This window comes from Kitasatospora sp. HUAS MG31 (assembly GCF_040571325.1).
Lineage (GTDB): Bacteria > Actinomycetota > Actinomycetes > Streptomycetales > Streptomycetaceae > Kitasatospora > Kitasatospora camelliae.
Genome location: NZ_CP159872.1, coordinates 6,031,004 through 6,051,202, shown reverse-complemented (window position 1 = coordinate 6,051,202; position 20,199 = coordinate 6,031,004). Strand labels below are relative to the sequence as shown.

Sequence of the window (20,199 nt, the reverse complement as noted above, 5' to 3'; positions counted from 1 at the left end):
AGGCGCGGACAGGGGTGCGGTACGGGCTGCGCGAGCTTACTACTGGATGACCACCCGTTCGAAGGGTGAACGTCCATTGCCCGGAAGCCTGCCCGGATCGTCCCGTTTTGCGGCCCGGCCGCCCGGGCGCGCGGGCCCGCCGCGCGGCACTCGACGAACTGGCACGTGCCGATTGCCGCACCGGGGGCCGACGGCTCTGGGCAGCGGATCGGTGATCCGGTACCTTCGCAGCCATCCGCTCCGGGCGCGCGTGAGGCCCGGGACACGGGATCGGGGGTTTCGTGCGCGAGTTCAGCAGCCCTGCCCTGACCGACGGGTCGGTCGGCGGCCTGGCCGACTCGGTGTACGACACCGCGGACCGCGACCCCGGCCTGGTACAGCTCTCCCGCCGGCAGGACGGGGACTGGCTGCCGGTGACCGCGCTGCGGTTCCGGGACGAGGTGCTGGCCCTGGCCAAGGGCCTGCTCACCCGCGGGGTGCGGTACGGCGACCGGGTGGCGGTGATGTCCACCACCCGGTACGAGTGGGCGCTGTTCGACTACGCGCTCTGGTCGATCGGCGCGATCAGCGTGCCGGTGTACCCGACGGCCGCCGCCGAGCAGGTCCGCTGGATCCTCGCCGAGACCCAGGCGGTGGCCTGCGTGGTGGAGCACGAGGACCACGCGATGACCGTCGGCGCGGTCTGCGACGCACTGCCCGACCTGACCGGGATCTGGCAGCTCGACCAGGACTGCGTGGCCGAGCTGGTCGCGGACGGCCGCGGCGTGCCGGACTCGCTGGTCCACCGTCAGCGCCTGGGCGTCACCCCGGACACCGTGGCCACCGTCATCTACACCTCCGGCACCACCGGACGCCCCAAGGGCTGTCTGCTCACCCACGGCAACTTCGCCGGCGCGGCCGACGCCCTGCTGGCCGGCTGGGGCGAGGTGTTCCAGGACACCGGCGGAGTGCCGCCGGCCACCCTGATCTTCCTGCCGCTGGCCCATGTGTACGGCCGGATGGTGCAGGTGGCGGCGTTCCGCGGCGGTATCCGGATCGGCCACCACGGACAGCTCGGCACCGACACCCTGCTGCCGGCGCTGGCCACCTTCCGGTCCACCTTCCTGCACGCCGTCCCCTACATCTTCGAGAAGATCTACCAGCGGGCCCGCGAGGCCGCCGAACTCGACGGCCGGCTGGAGCTGTTCGAACAGGCCGTGGAGGTGGCCACCACCTGGGCCGCCGCCCGCGAGCAGCGCGGCCTCGGCCGCGGCCCGGGCCCGAGCCCCGCGCTGCGGATCCGGCACGCCGCCTACGACCGGCTGGTGTACTCCCGGCTGCGCGGGGTGCTCGGCGGCCGGGTGCGCAGCGTGATGTGCGGCGGCTCCAGCCTCAGCCGCGACCTCGGACTGTTCTTCGCCGGCGCCGGCATGACGGTGTACGAGGGGTACGGGCTCACCGAGACCTCCGCCGCGATCACCGCCAACCCGGCGGGCAAGCCCAGCTTCGGCACCGTCGGGCGGCCGGTACCCGGGGCCTCGGTGGCGATCGGCGAGGACGGCGAGGTGTGGGTCCGCGGGCCCGGCGTCTTCGGCGGCTACCTCAACCACCCGCAGTGCACCGCCGACGCGCTCTACGACGGCTGGCTGGCCACCGGCGACATCGGCTCGCTGGACGGGGACGGCTACCTCACCATCACCGGCCGCAAGAAGGAACTCATCATCACCAGCAGCGGCAAGAACCTCGCGCCCTCCGCGCTGGAGGAACGGGTCCGGGCCCACCCGCTGGTCGCGCAGTGCCTGGTGGTGGGCGACGACCGGCCGTACGTGGCCGCGCTGATCACCCTGGACGCCCAGGCCCTCGCCCACTGGCTGAAGGTCCGCGGCCGGGAACAGCTGGACATCTGGGCGGCGCTCTCCGACGGCGAACTGCACGCCGAGATCCAGCGGGCGGTGGCCGCCGCGAACACCACCGTGTCGCGGGCCGAGTCGATCCGCGCCTTCCGGCTGCTGCCCCGGGAGTTCAGCCTCGACGACGGTCTGCTCACCCCGTCCCTGAAACTCCGCCGGCACGCGATCGCCGACCACTACGCGGCGGACATCGAGGAGCTCTACCACGGGTAGGGCCCGGCCCGGGGCGGGTGAGCGCCCCCGGACCGGACTCCGCCGACCGGCTCGGCCGGCTCTCTGCGGGTCGGCCGGCTCCTCGGGTCGGTCGGCTCGGTGGATCAGGCGCCGGCGGTGAAGGACGGGAGGTAGCCGCCGGACTGGCCGGCCGCGTTGGGGTGGTAGCTCTCGTCGACCGGCAGGGTGGTGCTGTTGAGCCAGCGGGTGCTGCTGCCGCAGATCTCGTGGGTGGCGAAGGCGTTGCGGACGTCCTGGTAGGTGAAGCCGGCGTTGGCGGCGCGCTTGGAGATCACGTCGTCCAGGACGTCGGCGGCGCCGTTGATGGCCCGGCGCTTGGTGTCCGAGATCCCGAGGATGCAGGAGCCGGGCACCTGGTAGAGGTGCGGGTAGCCGAGCACCACCACGTGGGCGTTGGGCGCCTTGCTGTGGATCGCCGAGTACACCTGGTCCAGCTTGCCGGGCAGGGTGGTGGTGGCGTAGTTCTTGGCCGCGTCCACCGCCGCCAGGCAGGAGCTGTCGCTCTCCAGGACGCAGGTCTGCATGGTGCTCGCGAAGCCCGCGTCGTTGCCTCCGATGGTGATGCTGATCAGGGTGGTCGAGGAGTCGAGCACGGACAGCTGGTTGTTGAGGACGTCGCCGGTTCTCGCCCCCGAACAGGCCGCGAAGGCGAACGCGGCCGGCGCGTGGGCGTTCTTCCAGAGGTAGGGGTAGGCCTTGGTGCTGCGCTTGCAGCCGCCGCTCTCACTCGTGTAGCTGCCGGCGCCGACGCCGGCCGAGTAGGAGTCCCCGAGGGCGGCGTAGCGCTCCGACGCCGCGAAGGCGTCGGTGGCGCTCATGAGGGTGGTCAGGGAGAGAAGGATCGCCGTGGTGGCGACGGACACGACGCGACGGGCAGGGCGCACGGGCACCTCCACTGAAGTGACGCGGGTCACAGTGACGCGGGTCACATTTTTGATACCAGGCAGTAGCCTGGCCGGGAAGCGCTCATGCCAAAGTTGTTGACGGAGTCTCACGGATGGTCGACAGAACCGCTGTTCAGGCGGGGTGGACAGGACACCCGCGGAGGTGGGTCAGGGGACACGCCGGGTTGACGAGGGGCCGGGTACGGGGGGTCCCGCTGCGGGCGGGCGGGGCGGGCGGGGCCGGGGTGACGGTCGCTCAGCCGGCCGGGGTGGGCTGGAGGGCGCAGCCGCCCGGGGGCAGCTCCTCGATGGCCTCGTTGGCGGAAGCGGGCACGCCGAGGTACCGGACGGCGGCGGCCACCGCCACCCGGGCCTGCCGCAGACCGGGGAGGCCCCAGCCGAGCAGCTCCACCGCCAGGCCCGGAGCCACCAGCAGCCGGCGGTAGTGCCGCCCGGAGGCGGGATCCGGCGCGGTCGGCCCGACCCCGTACAGCGCGGCGGCCATCCGGACCCGCGCGCACTCGTGCCCGCCGTTCGCCGAGCCCACCCGGTCGTAGAGGTACCCGAGGTAGTGCGGGCGGCCGATCACGGCCCGCGCCTCCTCCCCCGCCTCCCGGGCCAGCGCCGCACCCGGGTCGCCCTCGTCCTCCGGCTCCAGCGAGCCGCCGGGCAGGCTGACGATGCCGTCCTTGGGGTTGACCAGGGTGAGCACCCGCCCGTCCGGCGCGAACAGCCAGCCCCAGGACTGCTTGACCGGCAGCCCCGGCGGCACCGGCTCGCCCGGACGCCACGGCCAGGTCGCGGTCGGACGGCGCCGCACCCGGCCGAGCAGTTCGGCGATCTCGGCGCTGTACTCGATACGGCTCATGGCTCCGTCCCCCTCCGCTATCGGGCCCGCCGGATGCGCGGTGCGAAGACGACGGGACCGCGCCGACCGGGACGGCCCGGGAGCCGGCGGGGTGGGGGCCAGCACGCGCTCCGACTGTTGATCTTCCCCGAACAGGCAGTCGATGAACAGTCCTGACCCGCCGCCCGGGGCACGGCCGCGGCCTGACGGTCGACCGGGACCGCGGACCGCTCACCGGCACCCGGGCCACCGACTCAGCCACCCTCCGCCCCCGGCGGCGGGGGCAGCGGGAACCCGTCCCTCGCGATCACCGGGGGCGGGCCGGTCGGCTCCTCGGAGGCACACAGGGCCTGGACCTCGAAGGCGGTGAGCGGATGGAGCCGGCCGGCCGCCACCGACCAGCCGCGGAGCTCCACCGCTCCGGGTTCCGCCGCGGCGAGCGGGGGGAGGGGGGCGAGCGGGTCGCTGAACAGCAGCAGCTCGCCGGGGCCGGACCCGGCGAGGACCGCCGCCAGCGTCACACAGAACGCCTCCGACTCCCGCCCCCGGACGATCAGCCGCCGGCGGCCGTCGGCGGTCAGCTCCGCCTCGGCCGACAGCTCGGCGGATGACGGGGTGGTCGCCGGGGCGTCCGCTCGCAGCTCCAGACGGTGGCGGCCGCCGCCCGCGCCGGCGGCCAGCGCCAGGTACAGCTCCGCCGCGTACGCCAGCAGCGCCGCCGCCCGCTCGCCGCACTCCCCCACCGCCGCAAGGAGCGCGGCGCACCCGGCAGCGATCCGCAGCCGCGCCCGGTGGTCGCCGACCAGCGCGGGCAGCAGCTCCGGCAGCCGCTCCCCCGCGTAGACGAAGGGATCCCCCGGGTACTCCGGATCCGCCGCGAACGCCACCCGGGCCGCCGGATCCCCCGGGCTCAGCAGGCGCGCGGCACAGAACGCCTCGAAGCCGACCGCGTCCAGCAACCGCAGGTGGACGGCGAGGCCCCCACCCCGGAGAGCCCGGAGCTGGGCCTCCGTCCGACGCAGGTAGGAGGGGTGATCGGCGGACCCGAAGAGACGGTGCCGCCGGAGCCGCTCGAAGTCGCCCGCCTCGGCGGCCACCGCCAGCGCGACCGGCTGCGGGAAGGACACCCCGCGCGACGGCCCCCCGCCGACTACCCGCCCGGGGCCGGGGGTGGGGCCGCCGCGACGCGGGTGGCCACTACTGCTGCGGTACCTGGACATCAGCACTCCCCTCACTCCGGGGCGCACCCCCGCCGGACACACCCACGCCCGGAACCATACACAGCGTCACCGACAATCACTCTCGGCAACCGAACGCAAAGGGCGGCCCGCAAGGGGCGCGGCTACGTACGCGCACGCAACGGCACCCCAGCTGACGTCTGCCCTCCGAGCCCGGCGACCCGGTGGGGTACCTCCCGGACTCGCGCAGTTCCCCGCGCCCCGAGGGGTGCCCGATTACGTACGGACTCCACCGCTCCTTGGGGTGCCCGGTTACGTACGGGTTCCCGTTCGTCGGCTGTGGTCCGGGGTTGTCGGCGGGGCGGGTTAGGGTCTTCGACCATGCGACTGCTGCATACCTCCGACTGGCACCTGGGGCGCAACTTCCACCGGGAGAGCCTGCACGAAGCCCAGCGCGCGTTCCTGGACCACCTGGTGGAGACCGTCCGGTCGGAGCGGGTGGACGCCGTGCTGGTCGCGGGGGACGTCTACGACCGGGCGCTGCCGGGTCTGGAGGCGGTGGCGCTGTTCGACGACGTGCTGGTGCGGCTGGCCGGCCTAGGGGTGCCGACGGTGTTCATCAGCGGCAACCACGACTCGGCCCGCCGGCTGGGCGTGGGCTCCCGGCTGATCGACCGCGCCGGCATCCACCTGCGGACGGATCCGGACGGCTGCGCCGACCCGGTGCTGCTGGCGGACGAGCACGGGCCGGTCGCGGTGTACGGGCTGCCGTACCTGGAGCCGGCGCTGGTCCGGGAGCGGTTCGGGCTGGACCGGGGCGGGCACGACCGGGTGCTGGGCGCGGCGATGGACGCGGTCCGCGCGGACCTGGCCGGGCGCCCCGCGGGGACCCGGGCGGTGGTGCTGGCGCACGCGTTCGTGACCGGCGGCGAGGCGAGCGACAGCGAGCGGGACATCACGGTGGGCGGGGTGGCGTCCGTCCCGGCATCGGTGTTCGACGGGGTGCACTACGCGGCGCTGGGCCACCTGCACGGCTGCCAGACGCTGGCCCCGCACCTGCGGTACAGCGGCTCGCCGCTGGCGTACTCGTTCTCCGAGGCGGACCACCGCAAGACGATGTGGATGGTCGACCTGGCGGCGGACGGCTCGGTGGCCGCCGAGCGGGTGGACTGTCCGGTGCCGCGGCCGCTGGCCCGGCTGCGCGGCCGGCTCGCGGAGCTGCTGGAGGATCCGGCGCTGGCCCGGCACGAGGAGTCCTGGGTGCAGGCGACACTGACCGATCCGGTCCGCCCGGCCGGGCCGATGGAGGAGCTGCGCCGCCGCTTCCCGCACACCCTGCAGCTGCTGTTCGAGCCGGAGGGCGCCCCAGAGGAGGGCGGCGGCTCGTACGCGGCGCGGGTCAGCGGGCGGACGGACCTGGAGATCGCGGAGGGGTTCGTACGGCACGTCCGTCCTGGCCGGGAGCTGGACACCGTGGAGCACGGCTGGCTGGCGGCGGGGCTGGAGCACGTCCGGCAGGCGGGCGACCGGGAGCGGGAGGCGGTGCGGTGAGGCTGCACGCGATGACGGTGACCGCGTTCGGCCCGTTCGCGGGCAGCGAGCGGGTGGACTTCGACCGGCTGGCCTCCGGCGGGCTGTTCCTGCTGCGCGGGGCGACCGGCGCCGGCAAGAGCAGCGTGCTGGACGCGGTCTGCTACGCCGTCTACGGCGAGGTGCCGGGTGCGCGGCGGGGCAATCCGCTGCGCAGCGACCACGCCGACCCGGCCCGGCCGACCGAGGTGGTGCTGGAGCTGACCCTGGGCGGCCGCCGGCTGGAGATCACCCGTCGGCCGGAGCAGCCGCGCCCCAAGAAGCGCGGCGGCGGCACCACCGTGGAGAAGGCGCAGACGCTGCTGCGCGAGTGGGTCGCGGACACCGGCGGCGGCACCCCGGGCTGGTCGGCGCTGAGCCGGTCCCACCAGGAGGCCGGGGAGGAGCTGCGCCGGCTGATCGGGATGAGCCGGGAGCAGTTCTGCCAGGTGGTGCTGCTGCCGCAGGGCGATTTCGCGCGGTTCCTGCGGGCCGACACCAAGCAGCGGGCGGAGCTGCTCGGCCGGCTGTTCGAGACGGAGCGGTTCGGGCTGCTGGAGCGGTGGATGGCCGACCAGCGGCTCGCCCAGGAGGCCGCCGTGCAGGACGGTCGGAGGCGGCTGCGGGATCTGGTGGGCCGGGCCGAGGAGGCGGCCGGTCCGGTCGCGGCCGAGGCGGCCGGGCTGGTGCCGGCCGAGGACGATCCGGCCGAGGCGGCGCTCGGCTGGGCCGCGGTGCTCCGGTCCGGTGCCGCCGAGCGGCTGGCGGGGGCGGAGTGCGCGCTGGCCGCGGCGGAGGCCCGGCACGGCGCGGCGCAGCGGCGGCACCGGGAGGCCGTCGCGCTGGCCGACCGGCAGGAGCGGTACCGCGCTGCGGCGCGGGAGGCGGCCCGGCTGGCCGAGGCGGAGTCCGCCCTGGCCGGGGAGCGCCGTCGGCTGGCGGCCGCGCAGGCGGCGGTGGGGGTCGAGTCGGTGCTGCAGCTGCGCCGGTCCGCGGCGGCCGCGCACCGGGCGGCGGTGGCCGCCGAGGCGGGCCGCCGGGCGGCGCTGGCGGCCCGGGACGCCGATCTGGCCGAGGCCGGGCCCGTGGAGCTGGCGGAGGCGGAGCGCCGGCTGCGGGCCCGCTGCGGCCAGCTGGAGGCGGCGCGGGAGGACGAGCGGCGGTACGCCCGGCTGGCCCGGGAGCGCCGTGACGCGGAGACGGAGCAGCAGCGCGCCGAGGCGCTGGCCGAGGAGGCGCGGGACTGGCTGGTCGAGTTCGACGGCCGGCTGGCGCTGCTGCAGGAGCGACAGGCGGCCGCCCGGGAGGCGGCTGCCGCGGTCGAGCGGCTGGACGGCCTGCGGGCCGATCTGGCCGGGCGGCTGGCGGCGGCCGAGCTGCGGGACGGGCTGCGCGCCGAGATCGCCGGCGCCGAGACGACCGTGCTCGATCTGCGCGACCGGGCCCAGGACGCCCGCGCCCGCACCCTGGACCTGCAGGAGCGCCGGCTGGCCGGCATGGCCGCCGAGCTGGCGGGGCAGCTGGTGCCGGGCGAGGGCTGCCGGGTCTGCGGTTCGGCCGAGCATCCGGAGCCGGCCCGCCCGGGTGCGGGCCGGGTGACGGCGGCGGACGAGCAGGCGGCCAGGGCCGCCCAGCGGCGGGCCGAGGAGGAGCTGGCGGCGGCGGAGTCGGCGCTGACCGGGCGGCGGGTGGCCGAGGCGGCCGCCGCCGGAACGGCCGGCGACCGGACGGCCGCGGAGCTGGCGGACGGGCTGGCCGCGGTGGAGGCGGAGCGCCGGGCGGCGCTGGCCGCCGCCGAGGGCCTGGCCGCCGTGGACCAGCGGATCGCCGGGCTGACCCGGGACCAGCGGCTCCACCAGGAGCAGCTCGACCGGGCCCGGGAGGACGGCGCCGGGCTGGCCGCCCGGCTGAACGCGCTGACCGTGGAGGCGGAGGGCCTGGCCGGCCGGATCGCCGAGGCCCGTGGGGACGCCCCCTCGGTCGCCGCCCGGGCGGCCGCCCTGGAGGCGCTGGCGGAGGCGGTGGCCGGGGCGCTGGCCGCCGCCCACGCCACGGCCCAGGCCGCCGACCGGTCGGCCGAGGCCGAGCGGGAGCTGCTGCGCGCGGCGGCCAGCGCGGGGTTCGCCGGCCCCGCGGAGGCGGAGGCGGCCGTCCTCCCGGCCGCCGAGCGGGCGGCGCTGGAGGCCCGGCTGGACGGGGTCCGGTCCGCGCGGACGGCCGCCGAGCGGCGGCTCGCCGAGCCGGAGCTGGCCGCCGCGGCCACCGCTGCGGCCGCGGACACGGACGCCGCCGAGGCCGCCCTGCGGCGGGCCACCGACCGGCTGCGGCAGGCCGCGGCGGAGGAGAGCGCCGCCCGGGAGCGCCGTACCGCGCTCGCCCGGATCGGCGGTCTGCTGGCCGCCCTGGCCGCCGAGCTGGCCCCCGCGCTGGAGCGGTACGGCCGGATCAGCCGGCTGGCCGGCCTGGTCACCGGCGCCCCGGCGGAGAACGCGCTGCGGATGCGCCTGGAGTCGTACGTGCTGGCGGCCCGGCTGGAGCAGGTGGCCGCGGCGGCCAGCGACCGGCTGGTCCGGATGTCCGGCGGCCGGTACACCCTGGCGCACAGCGACGGGCTGGTCGCGGGTAACAAGCGCTCGGGCCTGTCGCTGCGGGTGGTCGACGCCTGGACGGGCCGGGACCGGGACACCGCCACCCTCTCCGGCGGCGAGAGCTTCTTCGCCTCACTGGCGCTGGCGCTGGGGCTGGCCGACGTGGTCACCGACGAGGCGGGCGGCATGCCGCTGGACACCCTGTTCATCGACGAGGGCTTCGGCAGCCTGGACGAGCACACCCTGGAGGAGGTGATGGACGTGCTGGACGGGCTGCGCGAGCGGGACCGCGCCGTGGGCATCGTCAGTCACGTCGCCGACCTGCGCTCCCGGATCCCCGCCCAGCTGCTGGTGCACAAGCAGCGGCACGGGTCCACCCTGCGCCTGGCCGACCGCGAGGACGCCTGACCGGGCCGTCTTCGACGGGTGGGCTCAGCCGGAGCAGGCGCCGCGCTGGGCCTCCTGCCAGGTGCAGACCGGGCAGAGGGTGGCCCCCGGCTGCTCGGCCGGGTACGCGGTCGGCTCGCCGCAGCGCACGCAGTCGGCCCGCGGCCCGGTCGCGGCCGGGTCCTCGGTCAGGCCCCGTACGGCGCTGCCGTCCGGGCCGAGCGGGCACACGGCCCCGTCGTCCTCCGTCATGCCGCCTTCCTACCCCGGTGGCCGCCGGCCCGCAATCACCGCCCGAGGGGCGGACGTCCGGTACGGGTCGCCGCGGCGTCCGGCCGGGGAGCGGGGCCGGTCAGCCGAGGAAGGAGAGCCGCAGGGTGCGCCGCGGATTGTCCCGGTTGGTGTCCACCAGCACCACGGACTGCCAGACGCCCAGGGCCAGTTGACCCCCGATCACCGGCAGGGTGGCGTGCGGGGCGACCAGGCCGGGCAGGACGTGGTCCCGGCCGTGCCCGGGGCTGCCGTGGCGGTGCTGCCAGCGGTCGTCGGCGGGGACCAGGTCGCGGAGCAGGGCGAGCAGGTCGTGGTCGCTGCCCGCACCGGTCTCGATCACCGCGATCCCGGCGGTCGCGTGCGGCACGAAGATGTTGAGCAGGCCGTCCCGCCCGCCGGCCGCCGTGGTGAGGAACGAGGTGCAGCGGTCGGTGATGTCGAGGGCGACCTCGCCGGTCCCGGTGGTGAGCTCGAAGGTCAGGGAGTGGAAGGTGTCGGGCATGCTCTCATCCTGACCGATCGGCGAGGTCCCGTCCGTCCGGACCGCGCCGGAGCGGGACCGCCCGGGTGCGGGCACGGATCGGACCCGATGGACCACCGGTCCATCGGGTCGTCGTGAGGCGCCTAAGGCCCCTTAGCCCCGCCCGCCGAAGAGGCTGCGCTTCAGCCGGCGGAGCGGAGCCATCAGCAGCACCCGGGTGGTGCGCCGACGAGGCGCGCGGGTGCTCACGCCGCGCGGCGTCAGCTCCCTTATCAACCCGAGGGCCTCGGTCGTGTCCACCGACGTGAGCGCGGGTGCGCCGAGCACGGCCAGGTGGCGCTCGATCCGGCGGCCGGTCGACCCGGTTCCGCACTGGACCGCCGGCACTCGCGGCCGCGTCCGCACTTGCATGTGTTCCATCTGTTTCCCACCCCTACGAGGCGCCAGGGCCGTGAGGCGAAGACTATCCGTGTGTGACGGCAGTCGCGCAACCGTCCTGGTGTCCTGCCACCGTATCGTGCGAACAGAACTGACGCTTCACCAGGAGACAGTGGCCTCGGTCACGAGTACGCATCAGTTGATCCTGCCCCCCTTGCGGTCCGCCCGCCAGCCGCGTCCGGGAGCGGGGCGGGGGCGCACCGGACGGGTGGGCCGCGCCGGGCGCGCGGGTGGGGCGGCGGGGTGGGGCGGCGGGGCGGGGATCCACGGCCGCAGCTCCGGGGGCACTCCCGGTCCCCCGGCGGGCGACCGGCGGTATCATTCAGAAATTGAACACATCCGAGGGATTGACGCGGCCGAAACCTCCAAGCAATATCTCTATCGACACGAGATTCCGGGCCAGCCCCGTAGATGACCGGTCGAGTGTTTTCGACAGATGAACAACAGAGCTTCCGACACCGCAGAGAGCCACTGCCCCGGCCGTCTCGACGCTGCGACGGCCCGGTTCCGGGCGGTGTACGGACCGGCGGTCGGCCGTTGAGGGTCGGCCGGACCGCCACTGGACTGCCGGTGCCGCCGCACACTCGTGCGGCACCGGCGGTCGCCTTTTCCGGGCCCTTCTCCCCCGCCCCCGCCCCCGCCCTCCTCCTCGCCCCTCCCCGCCCCGACGGCCGCCTCCCCGCGCCGTCCACCTCGGCGATCACTGCGCGCAACCATGCGGACACGTCGGCTCGGTACTCTTGGTCATACCGGGCGAACCTGCCGAAAGCACAGCATCCTTCGCGGAGTGAACGCGCGTGACCGCCACCCCCCTGCTCACCATCGTCCTTCCGGTCCACGGGGTGGAGCGGTTCCTCCCCCAGTGCCTGGAGTCACTGCGCGCCGAGACCGCCGCCGAGGGCGAGGTGGAACTGATCGCGGTGGACGACCGTTCCCCGGACGGCTGCGGGGCCCTGCTGGACCGGTACGCGGCCCGCGACGACCGCCTCACCGTGCTGCACCTGGCGGAGAACCGCGGCCTCGGCGGCGCCCGGGAGGCCGGGCTGGCCGAGGCGGGCGGCCGGTACGTCTGGTTCGTCGACAGCGACGACTGGCTGCCCGAGGGCGCCCTGGACGCCGTGCTGGCCGAGCTCCGCCGCGAGAGCGCCTCGGACACCCCCGCCGACGTCCTGCTCACCGACTTCACCCACGTCTATCCGGACGGCGGCTCGGAGCCCAACCCCTGGCGGAGCGCGCTGGCCGCCTCCCCGCTCGTCGAGGGCTGCACCGCCGCCGAGCACCCGGAGTTGTTCCGCAGCGTGATGGCGGTGTGGAACAAGGTCATCCGCCGCGCCTACCTGCTCGACCTCGGGGTCTCCTTCGGCGGCGGCTTCTACGAGGACATCTCGGTCACCTACCCCGCCCTGCTGGCCGCCCGGCGGCTGCGCTACCTCGACCGCCCCTGCTACCACTACCGGCGCGGCCGGCCCGGCGCCATCACCAGCACCCCCTCCCCCAAGCACGCCGACGCCTTCGCCCAGTACGACGAGATCTTCGCCTTCCTGGACCGCCGTCCGGACGCCGCCGCCCTGCGCGCCCTGGTCTTCGATCGGACCCTCAAGCAGGCGGTGACCGTCTACGACACCCCCGGGCTGGTCCCGGACGGGCTGCGCGCCGCGTTCTTCCGGCGGATCGCCGACCACGCCGCCCGGCACCGCCCGGCCGACCACCGCTTCCCCCCGGGGGTCCGGGGCCTGCGGTACCGGCTCGCGGCCCGCGGCGACCGGCACGCGTACGAGCAGCTGCGCCGTTCCGGCCGGCTGCCCCGCGCCCTGCGGCGCCGGGCGCGGGCCGTGGTCCCGGCAGTGCGCCGGGCGGTCCGCGGGGGCGCCCGGTTCACCGTGTACAACGCCTTCCGGCGGCTGCCACTGGACCCGAACCTCGCGGTCTACGCGGCGTACTGGCACCGCGGTTACGCCTGCAACCCGGCCGCGATCTACGAGAAGGCCCGCCAACTCGCCCCCCGGGTCCGCGGGGTGTGGGTGGTGGAGGACCGCGGGCGGGCCGCCGCGATGCCCCCGGGGGTGCCGTACGTGGTGGTGAACACCCCGGCGTACCTGCGGGCGATGGCCACCGCCACCTACTTCGTCAACAACGTCAACTTCCCGCACACCATGGCCAAGCGGCCCGGGACGGTGCACGTCCAGACCCAGCACGGCACCCCGCTGAAGGCCATGGGCATGGACCTGCGCGACCGGCCGCTGGCCGCCGACGGGATGGACTTCGACCGGCTGCGCGAGGCCGTCGACCGCTGGGACTACCTGGTCTCCCCCAACCCGCACACCAGCGAGCACTTCGGCCGCGCCTTCCCCGGCCGGTACGAGCTGCTGGAGACCGGCTACCCGCGCAACGACCGGCTGGCGAACGCCACCGCCGAGGAGTGCGCCGCGGTCCGCGCCCGACTGGGCATCAGGCCCGGGAGCCGGACGGTGCTGTACGCGCCGACCCACCGCGAGGGCCGGGGCGGCTACCTCCCGCTGCTGGACCTGCCCGCGCTGGCCGAACAACTCGGCCCCGACCACACCCTGCTGGTCCGCACCCACTACTTCCACACCGGCGGCCCGGGCGACCTGACGACCGGCCAGGACGCGGCCGAGATCCTGGACGTCTCCGCGCACCCCGTGGTCGAGGACCTCTACCTGGCCGCCGACACCCTGGTCACGGACTACTCCTCGATGATGTTCGACTACGCGGTGCTGGACCGGCCGATCGCCGTGTTCGCCCCGGACTGGGAGGAGTACCGGACGGTCCGCGGCGTCTACTTCGACCTGCTCGCCGAGCCGCCGGGGGCGGTGGCCCTCGACCAGGAGGCGCTGACCTCGGCCCTGCTGGCGGGCGACCCGGAGCCGGCCGCCCGGGCCGCCTTCCGGGCCCGGTTCTGCCCCTGGGACGACGGCGGGGCCGCCGAGCGCGTGGTGCGCCGGATCTTCCCGGTGACCGGCCCGGCGCCGGAGGGCGCCCCGGCGGCGGGCGCGGGCGAGGAGGGCGCGGGTGAGGAGGGCACGGGCACCGAGGGCGGGGTGGCCGGCACCGCGACGGACCCCGGCCCCGGCGGTACGCGTTCCGCCCGGGCCGGTCTCAGCAGATGAGACGGCCCGCTCCCCCTTCCGCGGCGGCCGTCCCCGCGACCGGCGGGCGATTCCGCAGGGCAGCGGGGGTGAAGCGGAGCGTGACGAAGATCGCACTCGTACGAAGAGCGGCCGGGAGTGGACGAACGCGGGGTGGCATGTCGTAATCTGCGGTCTGACCTCGGCCCAGCGGCCGGGCGCCACGGATCGGCCGGCCAGGGAGGGCCCATGCTCAACCTCATCACCAAGCTCGTGCTCAAGCCGATGGCGAAGGCGGTCTACCGGCCCGTCATCGAGGGGCTGGAGCACGTGCCGCGGAAGGGTGGGGTGATCCTGGCCAGCAACCACCTGTCCTTCATCGACAGCGTGGTGATCCCGCTGACCGCGCCGCGCCAGGTGTACTTCCTGGCCAAGGCCGAGTACTTCACCGGCACCGGCCTCAAGGGCGCGATCTCCCGCGCGTTCTTCACCAGCGTGATCAACGCCGTCCCGGTCGAGCGCGGCACCTACCGCTCGGCGGCCGCCTCGCTGGAGCAGGCGCTGGAGATCCTCCAGGACGGCAAGGCGTTCGGCATCTACCCGGAGGGCACCCGCTCGCTGGACGGCCGGCTCTACCGCGGCAAGACCGGCGTGGCCTGGCTGGCGCTGACCGCCGGTGTCCCGGTGGTCCCGGTGGCCCTGGAGGGCCCGCAGGAGATCCTGCCGGTCGGGCGGCGGATCCCCCGGATCCGCCAGGTGACGGTCCGGTTCGGCGAGCCGCTGCACTTCGACGCGCTGCACGGCCAGGCCCGCTCGGCCAAGGCCCGCCGCCAGGTCACCGACGAGGTGATGGCGGCGATCCACGCGCTCTCCGGCCAGGAGCTGGCCGAGACCTACAACGAGCTGCCCAAGGCGGCCTGACCCGGGAGCTCCAGCAGACACCGGTCGATCCGCTCCGCGCCCGCCATCGGGACGGAGTGGTGCGTCACGCCGGGGAGGACCTCGACCCGCGCGTGCGGCAGCAGCCGCCGGGCGCGGGCGGCGGCCTTCCCGGCGTCGTGCGTCCGGCTCCGCCCGGCGAACAGCACCAGCACCGGACCGCGCAGCCGGGCCACCTCCGCCCGCCGTCCGACCACCGGCCTGGCCCGCACCTCGGCCACCCCCAGCTCGTACAGCCGCGCGAACTCCTCGGGCAGGCCGGTGCCGCGGGTCTCCCAGGCGAGGAAGGCGCGGGCCGCGGTGCGGGTACGGCGCAGCAGCATCGGCAGCGCGTGCAGCAGGTAGCCGGGACGGTAGCCGGTGAAGCACTGGGTCGGGTCGATCAGCGCCAGCGCGGCCACCCGCCCGGGAGCGTGCAGCGCGTACGTCGCGGCGAGCCAGGCCCCGTACGAGTGGCCGGCCAGGTGGACCCGTGGCAGGCCGAGGCCGTCGAGCACCGCGTCCAGCCAGCGGGTCAGGTCCTCGGCGGTGCGCAGCGGGAGGCCCTCGCGGCGGCTGCGGCCGGCATCGCCCAGGATGTCCACCGCGTGCACGCGGTAGCGGGTGGCGAGCGCGCCGGCGTTGGCGTACCAGGAGACGGAGGTGGCGCCGCCGCCGTGCAGCAGCACCAGCGGCTCGCCGTCGGCGGGGCCGTGGCTGTGCACCCGGGTCGGGCCGTACGGGGTGGTGATCTCGCGGGCCTCGGTGCCGGCGGGCCACCGGGCGAGGAGGGCGTCATAGGCGGCTTCGAAGGTGTCGGTGGACATCGCGGACTCCCTGGCGTGGGTTCTCGTTGACCGATTCTCTCGCTGAGCGAGATACTAGGCCAGCGAGAGGAGTTCGTGTCCATGGAGACGAGGGAGCCGGACCAGCATCCGGCGATGGGGCTGGTGCACCTGCTGCGCGCGGTCACCGTGGAGTTCGACCAGCTCGGCGCGGAGTTCGCGGCGCGGAACGGGCTGCACCCGACCGACCTGCGGGCGCTGATCCAGCTGCTGGACGCGGAGCGGGCCGGGGTCGCCGCCACCCCCGGCCGGCTCGGCGAGCGACTGGGCCTCAACTCGGCGGGCACCACCGCGCTGATCGACCGGCTGGAGCGGCTCGGGCTGATCCGCCGGGAGCGGGACACCGCGGACCGGCGGCGGGTGCTGCTCACCGTGGAGGAGAAGGCGGTGACGCTGGGCTGGTCGTTCTTCGGACCGGTGATCGGGGGGCTGCTGACCGCGGCCGAGGGGTTCGAACCCGCCGAGCTCGATGCCGTCCGACGGTTCCTGACGGCGGCGGTCGCGGTGGTGGGGGGCGTCCGCGAGGGGTGAGGCGTTGGCGGGGGGGGCGACCACTGGGGGCACCCGGTTTCCGGGGCCTCAGGTTGCTGCTGTGACGGCGGATTCGCGGCGGAGGAGGGCGGCGTAGCGGCCGTCGAGGGCGAGGAGCTCGTCGTGGGTGCCGAGCTCGGCGATGGTGCCGTCGGCCAGGACGGCGATCTGGTCGGCGGTGCGGATGGTGGAGAGCCGGTGGGCGATGGTGATGGTGGTGCGGCCGGCGGAGAGGGCTTCGATGGCCTGCTGGACGGCGAGTTCGGTGCGGTTGTCGAGGGCGCTGGTGGCCTCGTCCAGGATGAGCACCGGCGGGTTCCGCAGGATGGTGCGGGCGATGGCGAGCCGCTGCTTCTCGCCGCCGGAGAACCGGTAGCCGCGCTCGCCGACCTGGGTGTCGTAGCCGTTCGGGAGGGCGGCGACCATGTCGTGGATCTGGGCGGCCCGGGCGGCGGCGACCAGTTCCTCGTCGGTGGCGTCGGGCTTGGCGAAGCGGAGGTTGTCGGCGACCGAGGCGTGGAAGAGGTAGGTCTCCTGGGAGACCACGCCGACCGCGCGGGAGAGGGTGTCGAAGGACAGGTCGCGGACGTCGGTGCCGTCCAGGCAGACCCGGCCTGCGGTGGCGTCGTAGAGCCGGGGGACGAGGTAGCTGAGGGTGGTCTTGCCGGAGCCGGTCTCGCCGACCAGGGCGAGCGAGCCGCCGGCGGGGACCTTGAGGTCGATGCCGGTGAGGGTGGGCCGGTCCTGGGCGGGGTGGTAGCGGAACTCGACGCCGTCCAGCAGGACGTCCCCGCGGATCCGGTCCAGGTCGACCGGGCGCTCCGGCTCGTCGATCTCCACCGGGAGGTCGAGGTACTCGAAGATCCGCTGGAACAGGGCGAGCGAGGTCTGCACCTGGACGCCGGTGGAGAGCAGGCTGACGGTCGGCCGGAACAGGCCCTGCTGGAGCGAGACGAAGGCGACCAGGGTGCCGATGGAGACGATCGGGGCGCCGCCGGCGGCGGCCAGCCCGGCGGCCCAGTAGATCAGCGCGGGCATGGCGGCCATGACGATGCCGATGGTGGACATCCGCCAGCGACCGGCCATGCTGGCCCGGACCTCCAGGTCGGCCAGCTCGTCGGACTGGGCGGCGAACTCGCGGGAGAGCGAGTCGGAGCGGCCCATGGTGCGGCCGAGCAGGATGCCGCTGACGGAGAGCGACTCCTGGACGGCGGAGCTCATCGCGGCCAGCTGCTTCTGCCGGCGGGCGGTGATCTTCTTGCGCTCGTTGCCGACCCGGCGGCTGATCCAGACGAACAGCGGCAGCAGGAGCAGCGAGACCACCGTGAGCCGCCAGTCCAGGGCGACCATGGCGGCCACGGTGGCGACCACCCCGGTCAGGTTGGAGACCAGGGAGGTGGCGGTGGAGGTGACGGTGGACTGCATGCCGCCGATGTCGTTGGCGATCCTGGACTGCACCTCGCCGGTGCGGGTGCGGGTGAAGAACGCCAGCGACATCCGCTGGAGGTGGGTGTAGACGGCGGTCCGCAGGTCGTGCATCACCCGCTGGCCGACGGTGGTGGAGATCAGCGTCTGCAGCACGTTGAAGACGCTGTTGACCACGGCGGCGGCGATCATGCCGAGCACCAGCAGGGTGAGCAGCCCGGTCCGGCCCTGCGGGATGGCGGTGTCCAGGACGGCGCGCAGCAGGAACGGGGTGACCACCGAGACCAGGGCGGAGGCGCCGACCAGCAGGGCCACCACCAGCAGCCGGGCCCGGTACGGGCGGAACAGCGCGAGGATCCGGCGCCACTGGGCGGGCGGCCGAGGTTCCCCGTCCGCGCGGGCGGGCGGGGTCCAGTCGTTCCGGTCGAGCTGCACGGGTGGGGCCTCCCGGGGGTCGGGTGTCGGCGGCGGCTGCCGGCAGGCGGCACGACAGCATGCCGAGCATAGCTCATTGTTAGCCAGGCTAATAGTGAGCTTCTATCGTCAGCTGTCCCGCCGCCCGCCGGTGCCCCGGCGGCGCTCCGGCGTCCGGGTCGTCAGGCCGTCCGGACCGTCCGGGGAGCCGTCAGTTCGGCCGGTAGCTGCGGGCGGTCTTGGAGGAGAGTCCGCCGAGTCGGCCGGCCGGCAGCATCCGGACCAGGGCGACCACGGCCTTGTACCGCTTGCCGGGCACCGAGAGGCTGCGGCCGAGGGCGAGATCGCGGAGCGAGTCGTCCACCACGCGGTCGGCGTTCAGCCAGGCCCAGGCCGGGATGTTGCCGGTCCCCATGCCGGCCCGCTGGTGGAACTCGGTGCGGGTGAAGCCGGGGCAGAGCGCCTGCAGCCGTACGCCGGTGCCGGCCAGGTCGCGGGCCACGCCCTGGGTGAAGTTGACCACCCAGGCCTTGGTGGCGCCGTAGGTGCCGCGCGGGACGAAGGCGGCCACCGAGGCCACGTTGATCACGCCGCCGCGGCCGCGCTCGCGCATCCCGGGCACCGCCGCGCTGGTGGTCCGCAGCACCGCCTCCACGTGCACCTTGAGCATCCGCAGCTCGTCCTCCAGCGGGACCTGGAGGTAGGCGCCGCGGTTCCCGAAGCCGGCGTTGTTGATCAGGATGTCCACCGGGCGGTCGGCGTCCCGCAGGCGGTCCTCGACGGCGCCGATGCCGGCGTCGGTGGCCAGGTCGGCGGCGAGCGTCTCGACCGTCACGCCGTACTTCTTGGCGAGTTCGGCGGCGGCCGACTCCAGGCGCTCGGTGTCGCGGGCCACCAGGACGAGGTCGCGCCCGTCCTTGGCCAGGCGGCGGGCGAAGGCGGCACCGATACCGGCGGTCGCGCCGGTGATGAGGGCTGTGGTCATGCGCCGACCGTACCGAGTGGTAGCCGCGAACGCACTGATGCCGCCCGCCCCGGAACGGTCCACGGGGCGGGCGGCACGACCAGCGGTGGTGCGTCAGGCGCGGTAGGAGGCCCAGGCGTTGGTCATCCGGGTCACCTGGCCGGGGGTGAACTGGTACATGCAGGCGTCGTACGTGTAGTCCATGAAGTTGTGGATCGGGTCCACGCCGGCCTTGCTGGTGCAGGAGTCGCGGCCGGTCGGGCACTGGAACGCGGCGGTCTTCTCGGCCGGGGTGTCGGAGACGTAGTCGCCGTTGCCGTTACAGCCGCCCTGGAAGGTGTGGTACAGGCCCATCCAGTGGCCGACCTCGTGGGTCGCGGTGTCGCCCTCGTTGTAGTTGGCGGCCGAGCCACCCGGCAGCGAGGAGTCGAGCAGCATCACGCCGTCGTCGGTCGGGTTGGAGTTGTACGAGCTCGGGAAGGTGGCCCAGCCGAGCAGGTCCTGGCCGAGCTTGGCCGAGTAGATGTTGAGGGTGCCGGCGTCGCCGCGACGCAGGGTGCTCTTCATCTGCTTCTCGGCGGTGGAGCCGTCGGTGACGCCGTTGTACCAGGTGGAGTTGTCGGTGTAGTCCGTGCCGACCAGCTGGAACTGGAACGGCGTGGCGGTGTTGCCGGTGCCCTGGCCGCCGTACGCGGCGTTGAGGACGGCGATCTGGTCGTTGATGGCGGTGGCGGACAGCTTGCCGGTGGTCCCGGCGTGGATGACGTGGAAGTACACCGGGATGGTGGTGGCGGCGAGCGCGGAGCCGCTGCCGGCGGCCAGCATCTTGCTGCCCTCCTGCGACTTGCGCAGGGTCTCCACCCGGGACTTCAGGTCGGCGTCCATCGCCTTGGCCTGGGCGTCGGAGACCGCGTTGGGCTCCTGGGCCTCGCTGCCGGCGGCGCGGCGGGCGCCCAGGTCGGTCGAGGTCTGCGCGCAGTCGCCGCCGGCCGGGGCGGCCAGCGAGAAGGCGGTGGGGGCGGAGACGCCGGTGAAGGCGAGGGCTCCGGCGAGGGCGGTGGCGCTGAGAAGGCGCGTGGATATGCGGGCAGAACGACGCATCTGCTCTCCTGCGAAAAAGGTGTGGGGGTCGGCGGGTTGGGGACCGCCGAGCAGGAGAGTACGCATCGGCCACGTGTACGCGTCAGATGGTTTCCGGCCTTGAAATTTTTCCGACAAACCGCCCACGGACCGCAGTTTTGCCGGTCC

At 74.8% G+C, this 20,199-nt stretch carries 16 protein-coding genes; 6 read left to right on the top strand and 10 right to left on the bottom strand.

Going from position 1 to position 20,199, the window contains the following annotated elements; all coding sequences use genetic code 11:
• Positions 1-281 precede the first annotated feature (281 nt).
• Positions 282-2,102, top strand: coding sequence for an AMP-dependent synthetase/ligase (locus ABWK59_RS26990; protein WP_354643228.1), 1,821 nt, complete (start codon positions 282-284; stop codon positions 2,100-2,102).
• A 104-nt stretch (positions 2,103-2,206) separates the two neighbouring features.
• On the opposite strand, the gene ABWK59_RS26985 is transcribed toward ABWK59_RS26990, so the two are convergent.
• The 3 genes from ABWK59_RS26985 to ABWK59_RS26975 all read right to left on the bottom strand — a co-directional run bounded on the left by ABWK59_RS26985 (position 2,207) and on the right by ABWK59_RS26975 (position 4,981).
• Positions 2,207-2,941: an SGNH/GDSL hydrolase family protein gene (locus ABWK59_RS26985; protein ID WP_354645117.1), complete on the bottom strand. Its 735-nt coding sequence runs from the start codon at positions 2,939-2,941 to the stop codon at positions 2,207-2,209.
• A 322-nt stretch (positions 2,942-3,263) separates the two neighbouring features.
• Positions 3,264-3,875 (bottom strand): NUDIX domain-containing protein, encoded by a 612-nt coding sequence (locus ABWK59_RS26980; RefSeq protein WP_354643227.1) that lies wholly within the window; start codon positions 3,873-3,875, stop codon positions 3,264-3,266.
• A gap of 233 nt (positions 3,876-4,108) precedes the next feature.
• Positions 4,109-4,981: a hypothetical protein gene (locus ABWK59_RS26975; RefSeq protein WP_354643226.1), complete on the bottom strand. Its 873-nt coding sequence runs from the start codon at positions 4,979-4,981 to the stop codon at positions 4,109-4,111.
• Between the two features lie 432 nt (positions 4,982-5,413).
• On the opposite strand from ABWK59_RS26975, the gene ABWK59_RS26970 reads away from it, so the two are divergent.
• Positions 5,414-6,583, top strand: coding sequence for an exonuclease SbcCD subunit D (locus ABWK59_RS26970; protein WP_354643225.1), 1,170 nt, complete (start codon positions 5,414-5,416; stop codon positions 6,581-6,583).
• A gap of 11 nt (positions 6,584-6,594) precedes the next feature.
• Positions 6,595-9,597, top strand: coding sequence for an SMC family ATPase (locus tag ABWK59_RS26965; RefSeq protein WP_354643223.1), 3,003 nt, complete (start codon positions 6,595-6,597; stop codon positions 9,595-9,597).
• A 24-nt stretch (positions 9,598-9,621) separates the two neighbouring features.
• Here ABWK59_RS26965 and ABWK59_RS26960 read toward each other — a convergent pair whose 3' ends face one another.
• The 3 genes from ABWK59_RS26960 to ABWK59_RS26950 form a co-directional block, all read right to left on the bottom strand.
• A complete protein-coding gene (locus ABWK59_RS26960) occupies positions 9,622-9,828 on the bottom strand; it encodes a hypothetical protein (protein ID WP_354643222.1) in 207 nt (68 codons plus the stop codon).
• Positions 9,829-9,928: 100 nt separating this feature from the next.
• Positions 9,929-10,351, bottom strand: coding sequence for a YjbQ family protein (locus ABWK59_RS26955; protein WP_354643221.1), 423 nt, complete (start codon positions 10,349-10,351; stop codon positions 9,929-9,931).
• Positions 10,352-10,483: 132 nt separating this feature from the next.
• Entirely contained in the window at positions 10,484-10,750 is a 267-nt protein-coding gene (locus tag ABWK59_RS26950; protein WP_354643220.1) for a hypothetical protein, read from the bottom strand.
• An 815-nt stretch (positions 10,751-11,565) separates the two neighbouring features.
• Here ABWK59_RS26950 and ABWK59_RS26945 point away from each other — a divergent pair.
• Positions 11,566-13,896, top strand: coding sequence for a bifunctional glycosyltransferase/CDP-glycerol:glycerophosphate glycerophosphotransferase (locus tag ABWK59_RS26945; RefSeq protein WP_354643219.1), 2,331 nt, complete (start codon positions 11,566-11,568; stop codon positions 13,894-13,896).
• Between the two features lie 207 nt (positions 13,897-14,103).
• Complete coding sequence (locus tag ABWK59_RS26940; RefSeq protein WP_354643218.1) at positions 14,104-14,775, top strand: lysophospholipid acyltransferase family protein; 672 nt, start codon at positions 14,104-14,106, stop codon at positions 14,773-14,775.
• Here the strand turns inward: ABWK59_RS26940 and ABWK59_RS26935 are convergent.
• Positions 14,748-15,599 carry an alpha/beta fold hydrolase gene (locus tag ABWK59_RS26935; RefSeq protein WP_354643217.1) on the bottom strand — a complete coding sequence of 284 codons (852 nt, stop codon included), beginning with the start codon at positions 15,597-15,599 and terminating at the stop codon, positions 14,748-14,750. The two genes, ABWK59_RS26940 and ABWK59_RS26935, sit on opposite strands and share 28 nt — an antisense overlap.
• Positions 15,600-15,680: 81 nt before the next feature.
• On the opposite strand from ABWK59_RS26935, the gene ABWK59_RS26930 reads away from it, so the two are divergent.
• Complete coding sequence (locus ABWK59_RS26930) at positions 15,681-16,148, top strand: MarR family winged helix-turn-helix transcriptional regulator (RefSeq protein WP_354643216.1); 468 nt, start codon at positions 15,681-15,683, stop codon at positions 16,146-16,148.
• Between the two features lie 48 nt (positions 16,149-16,196).
• Here the strand turns inward: ABWK59_RS26930 and ABWK59_RS26925 are convergent, their stop codons facing one another.
• From ABWK59_RS26925 to ABWK59_RS26915, 3 genes are all read right to left on the bottom strand, one after another.
• Complete coding sequence (locus tag ABWK59_RS26925) at positions 16,197-18,008, bottom strand: ABC transporter ATP-binding protein (protein ID WP_354643215.1); 1,812 nt, start codon at positions 18,006-18,008, stop codon at positions 16,197-16,199.
• Between the two features lie 190 nt (positions 18,009-18,198).
• Complete coding sequence (locus ABWK59_RS26920; RefSeq protein WP_354643214.1) at positions 18,199-18,972, bottom strand: SDR family NAD(P)-dependent oxidoreductase; 774 nt, start codon at positions 18,970-18,972, stop codon at positions 18,199-18,201.
• Positions 18,973-19,065: 93 nt separating this feature from the next.
• Complete coding sequence (locus ABWK59_RS26915; protein ID WP_354643213.1) at positions 19,066-20,052, bottom strand: zinc metalloprotease; 987 nt, start codon at positions 20,050-20,052, stop codon at positions 19,066-19,068.
• Positions 20,053-20,199 lie beyond the last annotated feature (147 nt).